This is a genomic window from Tunturiibacter gelidiferens (assembly GCF_051013345.1).
Lineage (GTDB): Bacteria > Acidobacteriota > Terriglobia > Terriglobales > Acidobacteriaceae > Edaphobacter > Edaphobacter gelidiferens_A.
The window spans coordinates 6,301,483-6,315,923 of sequence record NZ_CP132939.1 but is presented as its reverse complement, the minus strand read 5'-3'; the positions used below and the strand labels follow the sequence as shown (position 1 = coordinate 6,315,923).

Here is a 14,441-nt window from a genome sequence, read left to right as displayed (position 1 = left end):
GGAAGAGGGCGGAGACGAGGGCAGATTTGCGGAGTGACAGAAAGAAAGATAAAGGCAAAAGCAAAGACGAAACGCGGGGTTTCTCCGCTGCGCTGCTCACGATGAGACCGTGAGCAGCTTCGGTCGAAATGACGTTTTTTGTTGGTTGGAAGAGGGCGGAGACGAGGGCAGATTTGCGGAGTGACAGAAAGAAAGATAAAGGCAAAAGCAAAGACGAAACGCGGGGGTTTCTCCGCTGCGCTGCTCACGATGAGACCCGTGAGCAGCTTCGGTCGAAATGACGTTTTTTGTTGGTTGGAAGAGAGCGAAGACGAGGGCAGATTTGCGGAGTGACAGAAAGAAAGATAAAGGCAAAAGCAAAGACGAAACGCGGGGGTTTCTCCGCTGCGCTGCTCACGATGAGACCCCCGTGAGCAGCTTCGGTCGAAATGACGTTTTTTGTTGGTTGGAAGAGAGCGAAGACGAGGGCAGATTTGCGGAGTGACAGAAAGAAAGATAAAGGCAAAAGCAAAGACGAAACGCGGGGTTTCTCCGCTGCGCTGCTCACGATGAGACCCCCGTGAGCAGCTTCGGTCGAAATGACGTTTTTTGTTGGTTGGAAGAGGGCGGAGACGAGGGCAGATTTGCGGAGTGACAGAAAGAAAGATAAAGGCAAAAGCAAAGACGAAACGCGGGGGTTTCTCCGCTGCGCTGCTCACGATGAGACCCCCGTGAGCAGCTTCGGTCGAAATGACGTTTTTTGTTGGTTGGAAGAGAGCGAAGACGAGGGCAGATTTGCGGAGTGACAGAAAGAAAGATAAAGGCAAAAGCAAAGACCAAACGCGGGAGTTTCTCCGCTGCGCTGCTCACGATGAGACCCGTGAGCAGCTTCGGTCGAAATGACGTTTTTTGTTGGTTGGAAGAGAGCGAAGACGAGGGCAGATTTGCGCAGGAGGGAAGACGATGTTCGAAGGGCTGGAGAAGAAGTTGAAGTTGAAGCTGACCAAACATCGCGTGTTTGGGAATGGGTGTGTGCTGCTGCATTTATGAGCCGGTGCGTGGGTGAGCCGGTGAAACTTGAGCCGGCGACGTGATGGCTGCTATTGCATTTATTGCGTTGCTGAGACGACGGTAAATCTCGAGCCAAGTGGTCTTCCAGAAGATTCGAAGGCGTGGCAGATGCGATTACGGCCGGTAGCTTTGGCGGAGTAGAGCGCTTCGTCGGCGATCTCTATCAGGTCTTCGGAGGTCTCCTTCCATCCAAAGGCGGTGGCGATGCCGATGCTGATGGTGGGGGAGTTGATGGGTCTTCCTTCGTACGTAACCGTTGTTGACTGGACTGCTGCGCGGAGAAGTTCGGCGACGGCCCATGCCTCACTTGATGCGGACTGAGGGAGGATAATCAGAAACTCCTCTCCGCCGTATCGTCCGATGTATCTGGAGTCGGGGATGATGTGTGCGATGACGCGGCCGAGTTCTTTGAGGACGATGTCTCCGGCGCGGTGGCCGAAGGTGTCGTTGATGGTTTTGAAGTTGTCGATGTCGATGAGGAGGATGGAGAAGGGTGAGTTGTGGTCGCTGGAGAGCTGGCACTGCGCATCGAGAAGCGCCATGATGTGACGGCGGTTGAAGAGTTCGGTGACGGGATCGACGATGGCTGCAAACTCGAGAGCCGCAATCTTCGAGAGGTCTTTGGCGGTGTGAAGGGCCAGGGTGCATACAGTGACGACGAAGATGGATGCGGCGAGGAAGACCAGGCTGACCAGCCAATCTTCGTAGTGGTTTGGGCCTTCTGTGCTGTTGATGTGCAGGAACACGGCGACGCCTGCGGCAGAGAGAAGGATGAGTATGCTCATGGAGCGCCAGGTGGAACGTGCGCGGCCGAGAGGAAGCATCGCGCAGATCCACTGGATGGGGAAGAGAGCCGAGAGAAGTAATGCGACGGAGATGCTTAGTATGAGTTGAACTATCAGGTTTGGGATAGATGGAATGGTCATGGCCGGTGCGGCGGGGTTGATGTTGGTTTGATGCTGAAAGGCGCATGGATGTTGGTCCATCTGGCTTTGTTTGAACGGTCTGTGGGCAAGTGACGCTATCGCAGCGGTTACGGAGAGATCGACGAAATGTGTAGACAAAGGCCGCTTCTGACTTGAACTGTGGCTGGTGCAATTTGCGCACTGCTGGGATTGATGGAGTCAATGGCGATAAATGCGGAAGAAACCTGTTGCGAGTGAAGCGATTCTCACTGGTGGAGGGTTTGTGATGCCAAATGAAGAGAAGAGTGATGTGAAGAAGAGAGCGGCGAAGAAGGCTAGCTCGAAGTCCATGCCGGCGAAGGGGAAGGATCCGAAGGGCGGACTGGGGTGGGGCGTTTGAAGCGGTGGATGTATTCGGTGGGGGTGATGCCGAGGATGCGGGAGAAGGTGCGGCGCATGGCGTCTGCGGTGCTGAAGCCGGTGGCATCGGCTATTTCTTTGAGGCCCATGTTGGAGCTGTCGATCATCTGCTGAGCGGCTTCGACGCGCATGCGATCGACGAACTGGCCTGGGTTCATGCGGGTTTCGCGGAGGCATATGCGGGTGAAGTGGCGGGGCTGACGCCCATGCGTTCGGCCAGGCTGTCGACGGTGAGATGATCGCGGAGGTGTTCGAGCATCCAGACCTGTAGCTCGCGCAGGGGCTGTGAGGCTACGGACTGGTGGGAGAGCATGTGGCTGTATTGGGCCTGGCCTCCGGGGCGGACCAGGAACATGACGAGCTTGCGGGCGATGGCGAGGGCAGTGGCGTGGCCGTGGTCTTCTTCGACGAGGGCGAGGGCTAGGTCGATGCCGGCGGTGATGCCGGCGGAGGTGTAGACGGAGCCGTCGCGGAGGTAAATGGGGTCGGGCTTGACGTGGACGGCGGGGAACTCGCGGGCGAGACGGTCGCAGAAGTCCCAGTGGGTGACGGCCTGGCGGTTGTTGAGGAGGCCGGCGGCGGCGAGGGGAAGGCTCCGGTGCAGATGGAGGCGACGCGGCGGGAGCGGGTGGAGGCTTCGGCGATCCAGGTGAGGTAGGCGGGGTCGTAGGTGCCGGACTCGGCTCCGGGGCCGCCGGTGACGAGGAGGGTGTCGATCTTGCCGGTGATTTGGTTGAGGGGGACGGCGTTGGTGAGGGCGAAGCCTCGGTTGGTCTGGAGGAGGTGGGTGGTGTCGGGTGTTGCGATGGTGATGTTGTAGCCGGGGGAGTGGGCGAAGACCTCGAGGGGGCCGGCGATGTCGAGGATCTGCACGGGGGAGGGCCGGTGATGACGATCTTTCGCATGCGTTTCAGGGTACGACAAGTGCAAAGGCGAGATGCGGGGTCTCTCCACTGCGCTGCTCACGATGAACCGTGAGCAACTTCGGTCGAGATGACGATGTTTTTCTGGAGGGTGGGAGCTGCTGGGCAACGGACGAAGGCAAAAATGCGGGGTCTCTCCACTACGCGACGGACGGTGAAGCTGTCCGTCGCTTCGGTCGAGATGACGATGTTCTTGCGGAGGGTGGGAGCTGCTGGGCAACGGACGAAGGCAAATGCGGGGTCTCTCCACTGCGCGACGGACGATGAAACTGTCCGCCGCTTCGGTCGAGATGACGATGTTTTTTGCGGAGGGTGGGAGATGCTGGGCAACGGACGATGGCGAGATGCGGGGTCTTGACGGATACCGCAACATGAATCGGTTCGCTGCAACTGAGGGCTGTGGCCGCAATCCACTGCGCGACGGACGGTGAGGCTGTCCGCCGCTTCGGTCGAGATGACGATGTTTTTCTATGGCCGAAAGCCAAGCAAAGACGAGCTGGTGGAGTGCGGTGGGGATGTCCGAATTTGCTGTATCTGTGTCGTGGCGGTGCGGGCGGGGAGGCGGAGGATTAAAGCTGTGAGTAAGTAATTCAAAAGGAGAGTGCCATGAGCCTTACGATTTCTGCTACTGCGATTCCTGATACCAAGCTTGCCAAAGAGGCTACCGCTATTTTGCGTGAGCAGGGTACGGATCTGTTGTTCAACCATTCGAACCGGGTTTATTTGTTTGCTGCTGAGCTGGGGCGGCAGAAGAAGCTGCGATTCGATCCTGAGCTGCTGTATGTGAGCGCGGCGTTTCACGATCTTGGGCTGGTGAAGAAATACATCAGTGAGACGGAGCGGTTTGAAGTGGATGGTGCGAATGCGGTGCGGCAGTTTTTGACTGCGCATAACGTGCCGGAGGAGGAGGTGCAGACGGCCTGGACGGCGATCGCGCTGCATACGACTCCGGGGTGACGCAGTACATGAAGCCGGAGGTGGCGCTGCTGTTTTCGGGCGTTGGGCTGGATGTGCTGGGGGAGGGATTTGAGAGTTTTCCGGCGGACGTTCGTGAGGCGATTGTGGCGGAGTATCCGCGGGTGAACTTCAAGGACGGGATTGTGAAGGCTTTCTTTGGCGGGTTTGAGCAGAAGCCGGGGACGACGTGGGGGACGGTGAAGGCGGATGTCTGCGAGAGGTTTATTGCTGGTTATAAGAGCCCGAACTTCTGCGATTTGATTGCGAATTCTCCGTTTCCGGACTCGGTTTCGCGGAAGGGTTGATGCTTAGAAGGGCGACGTTGCTCCTTTAAAGGTGATGTTGAGGTTGGCTGGACGTCAAAGACTCGTGCTCGCGTATTCTGATTGGATATGCGGGTGCGAGTTCTTTATTTTGGCGTGCTGAAGGATGTCTTTGGCGGGAGTGGTGAGGACGTGGAGCTGGCGGATAAGGCCTCTGTGGCGGATTTGATTTCGGTCTGCCGAGGGCGTGCTGCGGGCGCTGCGGGAGTTTGGGATTCGATGGCTGTGGCGGTGAATCAGGAGTATGCGCGGGGCGTGGATGTGTTGAAGGATGGTGATGAGGTGGCTTTGTTGCCGCCGGTGAGTGGCGGTTGATTAGGCGGTGAGCGAGGGCAGGAGGAAGATACTGCAACCGCAGATCCCCTTCGGGGATGACAACCAAAAGGAGGCAACGGCAAAAGCAACCGCAGATCCCCTTAGGGGATGACAAACAAAAAGGACAGGCAACGGCAAAAGCAACCGCAGATCCCCTTCGGGGATGACAACAAGAAATGCAAGGGCAAGGGCAGAAGCAACGGCAACGGCGAGAGCAAAAGCAGGTAAAGGCGACAGTGAGGGTTGGGAGACGAAAGCCGATGCGGGTTGAGATTACAGATGATGTGATTGAGGCGGCGGAGATTGCGGCAGAGATCAAGGGCGGCGCGGATGGCGCGGTGTGCGTGTTCGATGGAATCGTACGGGATAATACGCGGGGACGGAAGACGCTGTATCTCGACTATGAGGCCTATCGGGAGATTGCGCTGGAGAAGATGCGCGGGCTGGCGGGTGAGGCGGTGGAGCGGTTCGGCGTGAGGGATGTGGCGCTGGTGCACAGGCTGGGGCGGCTGATGGTGGGCGAGACGAGCGTGCTGATTGTGGTGGCTTCGGCGCATCGGGGTGCGGCGTTCGATGCTTGCCGGTGGCTGATCGATACGTTAAAGAAGACGGTGCCGATATGGAAGAAGGAGCAGTTTGTGGATGGGGCGATCTGGGCAGATGGGGAGCCGTTTCCGGAGGCTGTGGCGTTGGGTTTGAGGGATGGGGAGGACGGTGGTCGTCCTTTGGACGATGCCCACATCTCAGAATCGAGACATGGGGCACCCGGCGAGAAGGGGGATCTTTCTGAGGCTTTGAATTCGGGAGGTGGGAAGAAGAGCGGTCATGCTGCGCATGATGCCCCTACATCAGAAGCGATGGATGGGGCACACGGTTCTTTGGCGAAGGTTGAAGGCGGAGGCGGTCGGTGAGATTGCTGGTCGGGGCTCTGGTTGGATTGCTGATGGTGCAGGGTGATCTGCTCTCGCAGGCTCCGGTGGTGCGGCAACCTCCTCCTGCGGTCGGGGCGCAGGCTCCTGAGGATCCGGATGATGTGCAGAGTCCGCCGGTGGCTGATGCGCAGACGAATGGGTCTGGCGGTAAGACGAATGGCACTTCCGCGAATGGTGGTTCTGCAGGAACTCCAACGGGTGGGTTTCCTACGATCAAGGTGGAGACGCGGCTGGTGAATGTGGCGTTGAACGTGGTGGATGCGAAGGGGTCGCCTGTGGGTGGATTGGGGCGGGAGGACTTCGAGATCCTTGAGGATGGGAAGCTGCAGAAGATCGCTGTTTTTGAGAAGGAGGCTACGACGCCGCTGTCGATCGTGCTTGCCATTGATGCGAGCGAGACCGTGTTGAGCAGTGAGCGGCTGGAGAAGGAGGCGGCGAAACACTTTGTGCGGGCGCTGCTGCGGGAGCAGGATGAGCTGGACCTGATGGAATTTTCGGATGTGGTGCGGGAGATTGTGCCGTTTACGAATCAGCCGAAGAGGATTGAGAGTGGGTTGAACGCGATTCAGCATGGAGACGCTACGGCGTTGTATGACGCGATTTACCTGGCGTCGGATCGGCTTGCAGGGACCTCGGCTGCGAATGGGCGGAGGCGCGTGATTGTGCTGATTACTGATGGTGGAGATACGGTGAAGGGGGCGCGTTATACCCAGGCGCTGGAGGAGGCGCAGAGGGCGGGTGCGATGGTGTACTCGATCATCATCGTGCCGATCTATGCGGATGCGGGCAGGAATACGGGTGGGGAGCATGCGCTGATTCAGATGGCGGAAGATACTGGCGGGAAGTACTACTACGTGGTGGACCCGAAGGATCTGGAGCCGGCGTTTGCGCATGTGTCGGATGATCTGAGGACGCAGTATCTGCTGGGGTACTATGCGCCGAAGCGGGGGCCGGATAGTTCGTTTCGGCAGATCAAGGTGCGTTTGACGGATGCGGAGTTGAAGGGGAAGTACGATCTTCGCTACAGGTCTGGGTACTATGCGGATGCGAGGTAGGGATCATGCGTCGGCGAAGCTGGGGTCGATGGTGGATTGGATGAGGGTGATGACGTTGGCGGGGAAGCCGCCTTCGAAGGCGTTGCGGCGGATCACCTCTGCGTCGGGGGCGATGTAGATGCAGAAGATCTTGTCGGCGGTGACGAAGGAGGTGATCCACTTCACTTCGGGATCGATGCCGCGGAGAGTGGAGCAGGAACTCCTGGAGATGGCGAGGAGTTGCTCGGGTGTGAACTGACCAGCGCCGGGGATATCGCGTTCGATCAGAAACTTGGGCATGACTGACCTCGAGAGGAGTGGAGTTTCGAGCAGGCTCGGCGTGGCGCAGGATACTCTGGAGGACAACGATAGCACTGGAGACAGCTGCGGTCGATGGAGGTTACCGTGAAGAAGTTTGAGTTTGCGCATCTTGCTGAAGGGATCGCACGGCAGGCGGGGGCGTTGCTGCGTGGGTTTTATGCGAAGGGGTGGCGACCGAGTACAAGGGCGATGTGGACCTGGTGACCGAGGCTGATCGTGCGAGCGAGCAGTTGATTACGGAGAAGCTGAAGGTGGCGTTTCCAGCGCATGGGGTGTATGGCGAGGAGGGGACGCGGAGTGGGCTGGAGAGCGAGTACCGGTGGTATGTCGATCCGCTGGATGGGACGACGAACTTTGCGCATGGGTTTCCGGCGTTTTGCGTGGTGCTGGGGCTGGAGAGGCGTTCGGCTGGGCTGTCTGCGGATGCTGATGGCGAGATGATGGCTGGAGTGATCTACGATCCGCTGCGGGATGAGATGTTTTCTGCGGAGCGGGGTAAAGGCGCGTGGCTGAATGGACGGAAGATTTCGGTGTCGAAGACGGCTTCGTTGCAGGAGTCGCTGACGGCTACGGGGTTTCCGAGCAGGAAGAGGCATGAGAGCCCGAACATTCACTTTTATAACGAGATCACGCTGCGGTCGCATGGGGTGCGGCGGGCGGGGAGTGCGGCGTTGGATATGGCCTATGTGGCGGCGGGGCGGTTGGATGGATTTTGGGAGTTCAATCTAAATCCCTGGGATACTTCGGCTGGGTATCTGCTGGTGGAGGAGGCTGGGGGAACGGTGACCCACTTCGATGGAGGGAAGTTCACGCTGGATAGTCGCGAGGTGTTGGCGACGAATGGGTTGATCAAGCAGGAGATTGTGCATTTGTTTACGGAGATGTTTGCGGGGCGGGAGATCGATGCGATTCCTACACCGGCGGAGTTTGCGGCTAGGCGGATGGCGGGGAAGTAGCGTGCGGAAGAGGCGGACGGCTCGGGTGATGTTGTTTGATGAGGCTGGAGAGGTTTTGCTTATTCGATTTGTGGTGCCGCGGGGGGATGGGGAGTTTGTCTTCTGGGCTTTGCCGGGTGGAGAGATCGAGACTGGTGAGACGGAGGCTGAGGCGGCGGCGCGCGAGGTGAGGGAGGAGCTGGGGCTTGAGCTGGCGGTGACGGGGCCGGTGTATTGCGACAGGAATCAGTTTCTGCATCAAGGGGAGATGCAGGACAATACGGATTTTCTCTTCAGGGCGAGGTGTGGGCGCGAGGAGCCTCAACTGATGGGAGTTACGGCTGATGAGAAGGAGATTATGAAGGAGATTCGCTGGTGGAGTGAAGATGAGATTGCGGAATCGCGGGAGAGAATCTTTCCCGAAAACCTGGCGGAGCGGGTGCGGGAACAGAGCGGCGTAGTGAAGTAAATCGAGCCTGACGCGGTCGTAGTTGCATTGGGCGGCGAGTTGCGAAGGAGTGTGGTTGTGCTGCTAGAATCTGGGTACGAGCTTATTTTTGCGCGGCGAATTTAGACGGTGAATTTAGACGTGACTTTACACGTAAATAAGGGAGATTTTTGAGATGGCTTATGTGATTGCGGAACCGTGCATCGGGACGAAGGATTCGGCTTGCGTGGATGCCTGCCCGGTGGACTGTATCCATCCGAAGAAGGATGAGTCCGGGTTCGGCGAGTCGGAGCAGTTGTTTATCGATCCGGTGGAGTGCATTGACTGTGGCGCGTGCGTGCCTGTGTGCCCGGTGTCGGCGATCTATGCCGGCGATGATCTGCCTGAGAAGTGGGCGGAGTATCAGACGAAGAATGCGGCTCACTTCGGGCGGTAAGTTTAGTGGGTGTGATGGACGCGCGGCTTCAGGGCTGCGCGTTTTTCTTTGGTTGGCGGCTCAGTTCAGTTGAAGATGAGGCTGGCCGCTCATCTTGTGATGGTGTCGATGACCAGGCCGTGCGAGCCGTTTCTTGCGTAGTCCTTGCCGGTGATTGTGACGTGCTCTCCGGCGTAGGGCAGTAGTTTGGTGTTCTGCGATGCGGAGGGTGTGTTGCTGTCGATCGGCAGATAGATGGTTCCGTCATCCTGCAGAATGACCAGAGGCGAACCGTTTTTGGCGCAGGCTTTCGCGCACGCCACTCCGATGGGTTTGCTCAAACCCTTGGTGTACGCACATGCTGAGTCGATGACCCAGCCAGTGACTTTGATGCTTGACCCGGGTTCTTCTGCCATTGCGATTAAGGAAACCGTCATTGCGGCTGCGACAAAGAATCGTTGTGTCGTGTTCACGCTATTCCTCCAGGAGTGTTGCTGGCGGCTGAGGGTTTGCTCGCCGAACGCAATCCTACACCTCGCATGGCCGGAACACAGGTTTTTTCGAAACCTCATTCGGTCAATTGAATCAATTACACGGGCGAGCATTTCGGGAAGCTGGCGATTTGTCCGTCCGGAGAGGTTTTATGTCGAAGGTTTGGTTGATTACGGGGAGTTCTCGAGGGCTTGGCCGCGCGTTTGTTGAAGCGGCGCTTGAAGCGGGGGATCGGGTGGTTGCGACGGCGCGGAATCGGGCGCATCTTGCCGATCTCGGGGAGAAGTATGGGGATCGGGTTCGTGCGGTCTCTCTGGATGTGACGAGCGAGGCACAGGCGAAGAGCGCTGTGGATGCGGCGGTGGAGAGCTTCGGGGGACTGGATGTGCTCGTCAATAATGCGGGATACGGGAATGTGAGCCCGGTGGAAGATACGACGCTCGAGGAGTTTCGTGCTCAGATCGAGACGAATCTGTTTGGCGTGATCATCATGACGAAGGCTGTTATTCCTTACTTTCGAGAGCGCAGGGCTGGACATATCGTTCAGGTGACTTCGATCGCTGGACGGCTCGGACCCGTTGGGCGTGCGCCGTACGCGGCGGCGAAGTTTGGGGTGGAGGGGTTTTCGGAGTCGCTATCGCGAGAGCTTGGACCGCTTGGAGTGAAGGTGACGATTGTGGAACCGGGTGGATTTCGCACAGACTTCGCGGGTTCGTCGACTGAGCTTCGGGAGGGTCGCGTGGAGTATGACTCCACCGTTGGGGCTACGGTGCGGTTTCAGCGAGAGTACAGCGGGAAGCAGCCGGGTGATCCGGCGAAGGCGGCTAAGGCTCTTTTGCAGCTTGTGTCGCTGCCGGAGCCTCCGTTGCGGCTTTTGCTGGGAAGCGATTGCTATGCGGCGGCTGAGAAGAGCGCTCTTTCGACGCTTGAGTCCGATAGGAGATGGAAGGATCTCAGCGTCTCGACTGACTTCTAGAGATCAGGTTGTGCGCATGGATGGGCGCGACGGATGTTGCGCGTGGATTAGTCTTGGAGGGATGACAGAGCGGCAGGGAGAGGCGATCGTGTTGCGGGTGTGGCCGTTCCAGGAGGCTGATCTGCTGGTGAGCCTGTTTACGCGGGAGCAGGGGCGGGTGAAGGGGGTGGCCCGTCATGCGATGCGGTCGCGGCGGCGGTTTGGCGGGGCTCTGGAGCCGATGACCTATGTGCGGGCGACGTATGCGGAGAGGCCTAAGCAGGAGCTGGTGCGGCTGGATGCGTTTGAGATTTTGAGTTCGCCCCTGTCGCGGCCGATTGATTATGCGCGGACGGCGGCTCTGCAGTTTGTTGCGGAGGTGGTGGAGGAGGCACTGCCGGAGCAGGCTCCTGAGGATGCGGTGTTTCGGCTGGTGCTGGCGGTGCTCGACCAGATACAGGTGGGAAGGGTGTGGATGCCGGTGACTTACTTTTCGTTGTGGATGAGCAGGCTGATGGGGTGGATGCCGGAGCTGGGGCATTGTGTTGTTTGTGGCCTGGATCTGCGCGGGGGGACAGTTTGGTATTCGGCGACGAGCGATGGGGTGACCTGCGAGGATGACCGGCGGCCGGGGAGTGTGGCGCTGTCGGCGGTTTCGGTGGGGGAGGCGGTTAGGATCTTTCGCGGGACCGTGGGGGAGCTGGCGAAGGAGGATTGGCCTAAGGGGCGGGCGGTGGATCTGCGGAGGTTTGCGGTGGAGACGCTGGAGAGGCATCTGGAAAGGAGATTGGTGAGTGCGAGGGCTTTGGGGCGAGCTTAAGAGTTAGTTAGGGAAGGCGGTTCGCGCGTGGCGCGAATGCCCACATCTCAGAATCGAGATATGGGGCACCCGGCTGTCTGACCATGACGTTTCCGAAAATCCCGGCGGGCTCAACCGGTCGATGCAACACTGGCTTGCAGTTTACTCGCCGGAGTTTCAAAGCCCAAAGTTTGTCGCGGGCGTTGATTGAGGCGCAGGGCTACCTTGTTGAGATCGGCTTGAGAGTAGACGGACAAGTCGGTCTTCTTGGGGAAGTACTGCCTTAGTAGGCCGTTGGTATTTTCATTGGTGCCGCGCTGCCAGGGGCTCTGCGGATCACAGAAGTAGACCTTTACATTCGTGTCTACCGTGAAGCTCTTGTGTTTGGCCATCTCGTGGCCTCGGTCCCAGGTCAAGGAGCGCCGCAGCGTCGCAGGGAGTTTGAGCACGTGCTTGCTCAGCGCGGCGACGACCGTCGTAGTGTCTTTGCTGGGCACTATGATGAGCATGGTGAAACGCGAGTGTCGTTCCACCAGGGTTGCGATATGACTATTTTTGCTGCCTGCGAGCAGGTCCCCCTCCCAATGACCGGGAATAGCGCGGTCTTCAACCTCGGCAGGTCTTTGGCGAATAGAGATGGCATCGACGATCTGACCTCGAGACTGTCCCGCAGCGCGCGAGTGCCGTGAGCGACGTATAAGCCGCTTGGACCTGAGGTGCTCAACCAGCTCTTTTTCAGTACTCCGCGGGCCTGGATGAATAAGCTGCGGTAGAGATTTCGAAATCTGTTCCGGCGACCAGTCCAGGATCAGTTTACTGGCCACGATCGTCCGCAACTTCTCTTCGATCCTGAGAAAGTTCACTGAAAGATAGCGTCCGCGCACTCATGTGACAAACCTGTTGCTTCCCGTCAAGTTCGAACGCAGCCAGCGAAGTACATTCACACAAAAGCCCAACGATTCCTGTGCTCCCTTGCCAACGGGCCGAACCCTATAATTCCGTTGTACTCAATTCAGCTCGAAAGGTCGTAGATGAGCACGGAACAGCCGACGGTCCCGGAGTGGATGCTAGACCCCGTTATCTACCACTACACCACGCTGGATGCACTGCTCTCGATTGTGCAACATAGCGCCCTTTGGGCAACCCACATCCGTTACATGAACGACACTAGTGAGCAGAATGTTCTGTGGGATCGTTTGCGCGAGACAGCGGAATTACGCCTCAAAAATGAGCATGGCCCCAATCGAGAGTGGCTGTCCGAGGTGCTGCAAGCAACAGAAGACCCTGAACAAACAGAGGTCTTTGCTGTGTGCTTTTCTGCGGATGGTGGCAATCGGTTGAGCCAATGGAGGGGATATTCTCAGGGCCGTGGAGTCTCCATTGGATTCAATATTGACACGTTAAAACGGTGCTGTAGTGCATTCACTGCGCGTTGGTACTTATCAGCTCCTGAAAGAGCGCATGGCGGGGCCATGCTCCTTCCCGTCATTTATGTAGGACCCGAAGCCGAAGCCCATCTCGACAGTGTGATTGAAGGCTTTCTTGGAGGGCGATCCTCCATTGGGGATGATAGGCATCAGTCACTGAGTAAGAATGTTTCGTTCTTTGCGGCGAACACGAAACACCCGGCCTTCGTTGAAGAGAAGGAGTGGCGCATCATGCTATTTGACCATGTTGCCCCACAGCCGATGAAGTTCAGGACTCGCGGGTCGATGGTTGTCCCTTATCGCGAACTCGATTTCCAACCCTCAATAGTTCCCGCAATCCACAACATCATCGTTGGTCCCAGTCCACATCAGAGGAAGAATCGAGAAAGCATCAAGAGGTTGACCGGACTTTCTGATGAGCAGATTCTACTGTCAGACACCCCATATCGCGATTGGTAGCAGTTGCGAGGTAGTGCGGCTTGCTGATGCAATGGAGCCGTTTTGGTTAGTTCAACCGTGGCTCTAGTCTCAGCTACAAGCGTTATACGGCATGAGTAGGAGTAGCCGTACAGGCATCTCCTGGGCGGGTGGGCATGTCGCCTCACCACCCTGCCACCTCAACGGTCGCTGCGGATCATACAGATGTAAGTAGGCCGCGAACCTGAGCGGTCCCGTTCCGTGAACGCAGTTCATCTTTCGCTGGATCAGCGTCTCGCCGTCAATCGAGAGTAGACCCTCGTCGTACCCCACTTGCATGCGCTTCGGATCATCGGGAAACTCGGCCTGCATTTGTCCAAACGCGCCCATTTGAAAGGGCCCGTCTAAACCCTCGACCAATGCCTCGATCAACACGAGCTTTTCGAAGTGTTCCCTCGTATATGCCTCATCGTTGGTCACTTGAAATTGCTCTTGCCAAGTCTCCGCGCTGATCTGCGGCTGATACACACCAATTATCGTCAACTTCTGTCCTGTCATCTGATCAATATAGCCGTGGGCCCCCTATAGACCGAGCCGTATCAAGGGAACGCGAGACGCAACTCCCGCAAAGTCAGGCGGGCTCAACCGGTCGATGCAACACTGGCTTGCAGTTTACTCGCCGGAGTTTCAAAGCCCAAGGTCTTTCGCGGGCGTTGATTGAGGCGCAGGGCTACCTTGTTGAGATCGGCTTGAGAGTGGACGGACAAGTCGGTCTTCTTGGGGAAGTACTGTCTTAATAGTCCGTTGGTATTTTCATTGGTGCCGCGCTGCCAGGGGCTCTGCGGATCACAGAAGTAGACCTTTACATTCGTGTCTACCGTGAAGCTCTTGTGTTTGGCCATCTCGTGCCCCCGGTCCCAGGTCAAGGAGCGCCGCAGGGTGGAGGGCAGTTTGAGCACGTGCTTGCTCAGCGCGGCGACGACCGTCGTTGTGTCTTTGCTGGGCACTTTGACCAGCATGGTGAAACACGAATGTCGTTCCACCAGGGTTGCGATATGACTGTTTTTGCTGCCTGCGAGCAGATCGCCCTCCCAATGACCGGGAATAGCGCGGTCTTCAACCTCGGCAGGTCTTTCGCTAATAGAGATGGCATCGACGATCTGACCTCGAGACTGTCCCGCAGCGCGCGAGTGCCGTGAGCGACGTATAAGCCGCTTGGACCTGAGGTGCTCAACCAGCTCTTTTTCAGCACTCCGCGGGCCTGGATGAATAAGCTGCGGTAGATGGTTTCGTGGGACACACGCATGCTCTCGTTGCTGGGATAGTGGACCTTCAGCCATTTCGAAATCTGTTCCGGCGACCAGTCCAGGATC

The 14,441-nt window shown here is 57.9% G+C and carries 19 protein-coding genes and 2 pseudogenes; 12 read left to right on the top strand and 9 right to left on the bottom strand.

Annotation, left to right across the window (positions count from 1 at the left end):
• Window positions 1-1,088: 1,088 nt before the first annotated feature.
• From RBB80_RS32020 to RBB80_RS32005, 4 genes are all read right to left on the bottom strand, one after another.
• A complete protein-coding gene (locus RBB80_RS32020; protein WP_433966128.1) occupies window positions 1,089-2,114 on the bottom strand; it encodes a GGDEF domain-containing protein in 1,026 nt (341 codons plus the stop codon).
• A gap of 176 nt (window positions 2,115-2,290) precedes the next feature.
• Window positions 2,291-2,533, bottom strand: a complete 243-nt coding sequence (locus RBB80_RS32015; RefSeq protein WP_433966127.1) for a helix-turn-helix domain-containing protein — start codon at window positions 2,531-2,533, stop codon at window positions 2,291-2,293.
• Complete coding sequence (locus tag RBB80_RS32010) at window positions 2,530-2,730, bottom strand: hypothetical protein (RefSeq protein WP_433966126.1); 201 nt, start codon at window positions 2,728-2,730, stop codon at window positions 2,530-2,532. The genes RBB80_RS32015 and RBB80_RS32010 overlap by 4 nt, the downstream gene beginning before the upstream one ends.
• Window positions 2,731-2,795: 65 nt before the next feature.
• Entirely contained in the window at window positions 2,796-3,248 is a 453-nt protein-coding gene (locus RBB80_RS32005) for a DJ-1/PfpI family protein (RefSeq protein ID WP_433966125.1), read from the bottom strand.
• Window positions 3,249-3,422: 174 nt separating this feature from the next.
• Between RBB80_RS32005 and RBB80_RS32000 the strand changes: the two genes are divergently transcribed.
• From RBB80_RS32000 to RBB80_RS31975, 6 genes are all read left to right on the top strand, one after another.
• Window positions 3,423-3,656 (top strand): hypothetical protein, encoded by a 234-nt coding sequence (locus tag RBB80_RS32000; RefSeq protein ID WP_433966124.1) that lies wholly within the window; start codon window positions 3,423-3,425, stop codon window positions 3,654-3,656.
• A gap of 248 nt (window positions 3,657-3,904) precedes the next feature.
• The gene (locus RBB80_RS31995) at window positions 3,905-4,255 is read left to right on the top strand and encodes an HD domain-containing protein (RefSeq protein WP_433966123.1); all 351 of its coding nucleotides are present in this window, start codon (window positions 3,905-3,907) and stop codon (window positions 4,253-4,255) included.
• Complete coding sequence (locus RBB80_RS31990) at window positions 4,252-4,560, top strand: hypothetical protein (RefSeq protein ID WP_433966122.1); 309 nt, start codon at window positions 4,252-4,254, stop codon at window positions 4,558-4,560. The genes RBB80_RS31995 and RBB80_RS31990 overlap by 4 nt, the downstream gene beginning before the upstream one ends.
• 93 nt (window positions 4,561-4,653) lie before the next feature.
• The gene (locus RBB80_RS31985; RefSeq protein WP_433966121.1) at window positions 4,654-4,893 is read left to right on the top strand and encodes a MoaD/ThiS family protein; all 240 of its coding nucleotides are present in this window, start codon (window positions 4,654-4,656) and stop codon (window positions 4,891-4,893) included.
• Window positions 4,894-5,153: 260 nt separating this feature from the next.
• Window positions 5,154-5,804 (top strand): molybdenum cofactor biosynthesis protein MoaE, encoded by a 651-nt coding sequence (locus RBB80_RS31980; protein WP_433966120.1) that lies wholly within the window; start codon window positions 5,154-5,156, stop codon window positions 5,802-5,804.
• Window positions 5,801-6,880 (top strand): VWA domain-containing protein, encoded by a 1,080-nt coding sequence (locus RBB80_RS31975; protein WP_433966119.1) that lies wholly within the window; start codon window positions 5,801-5,803, stop codon window positions 6,878-6,880. The genes RBB80_RS31980 and RBB80_RS31975 overlap by 4 nt, the downstream gene beginning before the upstream one ends.
• Window positions 6,881-6,883: 3 nt before the next feature.
• Here the strand turns inward: RBB80_RS31975 and RBB80_RS31970 are convergent, their stop codons facing one another.
• Window positions 6,884-7,159 carry a DUF4242 domain-containing protein gene (locus tag RBB80_RS31970; protein ID WP_433966118.1) on the bottom strand — a complete coding sequence of 92 codons (276 nt, stop codon included), beginning with the start codon at window positions 7,157-7,159 and terminating at the stop codon, window positions 6,884-6,886.
• A gap of 93 nt (window positions 7,160-7,252) precedes the next feature.
• Here RBB80_RS31970 and RBB80_RS31965 point away from each other — a divergent pair.
• The 3 genes and pseudogenes from RBB80_RS31965 (at window position 7,253) to RBB80_RS31955 (ending at window position 8,999) form a co-directional block, all read left to right on the top strand.
• A pseudogene (locus RBB80_RS31965) lies at window positions 7,253-8,136 on the top strand (inositol monophosphatase family protein).
• A gap of 1 nt (window position 8,137) precedes the next feature.
• Window positions 8,138-8,584 carry an NUDIX domain-containing protein gene (locus tag RBB80_RS31960; RefSeq protein ID WP_433966117.1) on the top strand — a complete coding sequence of 149 codons (447 nt, stop codon included), beginning with the start codon at window positions 8,138-8,140 and terminating at the stop codon, window positions 8,582-8,584.
• Between the two features lie 154 nt (window positions 8,585-8,738).
• Window positions 8,739-8,999, top strand: coding sequence for a 4Fe-4S dicluster domain-containing protein (locus tag RBB80_RS31955; RefSeq protein ID WP_179581765.1), 261 nt, complete (start codon window positions 8,739-8,741; stop codon window positions 8,997-8,999).
• Between the two features lie 89 nt (window positions 9,000-9,088).
• Here RBB80_RS31955 and RBB80_RS31950 read toward each other — a convergent pair whose 3' ends face one another.
• Window positions 9,089-9,451, bottom strand: coding sequence for a hypothetical protein (locus RBB80_RS31950; RefSeq protein WP_433966116.1), 363 nt, complete (start codon window positions 9,449-9,451; stop codon window positions 9,089-9,091).
• A 170-nt stretch (window positions 9,452-9,621) separates the two neighbouring features.
• Here RBB80_RS31950 and RBB80_RS31945 point away from each other — a divergent pair, with 170 nt between their 5' ends.
• Window positions 9,622-10,446, top strand: coding sequence for an oxidoreductase (locus tag RBB80_RS31945; RefSeq protein WP_433966115.1), 825 nt, complete (start codon window positions 9,622-9,624; stop codon window positions 10,444-10,446).
• A 61-nt stretch (window positions 10,447-10,507) separates the two neighbouring features.
• Window positions 10,508-11,245 (top strand): DNA repair protein RecO, encoded by a 738-nt coding sequence (gene recO, locus RBB80_RS31940; RefSeq protein WP_433966114.1) that lies wholly within the window; start codon window positions 10,508-10,510, stop codon window positions 11,243-11,245.
• 110 nt (window positions 11,246-11,355) lie between these two features.
• Here recO and RBB80_RS31935 read toward each other — a convergent pair.
• Window positions 11,356-12,063, bottom strand: a pseudogene (locus tag RBB80_RS31935) (IS30 family transposase); the annotation flags it as partial.
• 318 nt (window positions 12,064-12,381) lie between these two features.
• On the opposite strand from RBB80_RS31935, the gene RBB80_RS31930 reads away from it, so the two are divergent.
• The gene (locus RBB80_RS31930; protein ID WP_433966113.1) at window positions 12,382-13,110 is read left to right on the top strand and encodes a DUF2971 domain-containing protein; all 729 of its coding nucleotides are present in this window, start codon (window positions 12,382-12,384) and stop codon (window positions 13,108-13,110) included.
• 69 nt (window positions 13,111-13,179) lie between these two features.
• Here the strand turns inward: RBB80_RS31930 and RBB80_RS31925 are convergent, their stop codons facing one another.
• Both RBB80_RS31925 and RBB80_RS31920 read right to left on the bottom strand, forming a co-directional pair.
• A complete protein-coding gene (locus RBB80_RS31925; RefSeq protein WP_433966112.1) occupies window positions 13,180-13,611 on the bottom strand; it encodes a hypothetical protein in 432 nt (143 codons plus the stop codon).
• A gap of 98 nt (window positions 13,612-13,709) precedes the next feature.
• The gene (locus RBB80_RS31920; RefSeq protein WP_433969718.1) at window positions 13,710-14,408 is read right to left on the bottom strand and encodes an IS30 family transposase; all 699 of its coding nucleotides are present in this window, start codon (window positions 14,406-14,408) and stop codon (window positions 13,710-13,712) included.
• Window positions 14,409-14,441: the final 33 nt, after the last annotated feature.

Coding starts and splice junctions, on each gene's coding strand:
- RBB80_RS32015 (WP_433966127.1), bottom strand. CDS start 2,533: ATGAACCCAGGCCAGTTCGTCGATCGCATGCGCGTCGAAGCCGCTCAG.
- RBB80_RS32010 (WP_433966126.1), bottom strand. CDS start 2,730: ATGTTCCTGGTCCGCCCCGGAGGCCAGGCCCAATACAGCCACATGCTC.
- RBB80_RS32000 (WP_433966124.1), top strand. CDS start 3,423: ATGCGGGGTCTCTCCACTACGCGACGGACGGTGAAGCTGTCCGTCGCT.
- RBB80_RS31995 (WP_433966123.1), top strand. CDS start 3,905: ATGAGCCTTACGATTTCTGCTACTGCGATTCCTGATACCAAGCTTGCC.
- RBB80_RS31980 (WP_433966120.1), top strand. CDS start 5,154: ATGCGGGTTGAGATTACAGATGATGTGATTGAGGCGGCGGAGATTGCG.
- RBB80_RS31970 (WP_433966118.1), bottom strand. CDS start 7,159: ATGCCCAAGTTTCTGATCGAACGCGATATCCCCGGCGCTGGTCAGTTC.
- RBB80_RS31955 (WP_179581765.1), top strand. CDS start 8,739: ATGGCTTATGTGATTGCGGAACCGTGCATCGGGACGAAGGATTCGGCT.
- RBB80_RS31945 (WP_433966115.1), top strand. CDS start 9,622: ATGTCGAAGGTTTGGTTGATTACGGGGAGTTCTCGAGGGCTTGGCCGC.
- recO (WP_433966114.1), top strand. CDS start 10,508: ATGACAGAGCGGCAGGGAGAGGCGATCGTGTTGCGGGTGTGGCCGTTC.
- RBB80_RS31930 (WP_433966113.1), top strand. CDS start 12,382: ATGAACGACACTAGTGAGCAGAATGTTCTGTGGGATCGTTTGCGCGAG.
- RBB80_RS31920 (WP_433969718.1), bottom strand. CDS start 14,408: ATGGCTGAAGGTCCACTATCCCAGCAACGAGAGCATGCGTGTGTCCCA.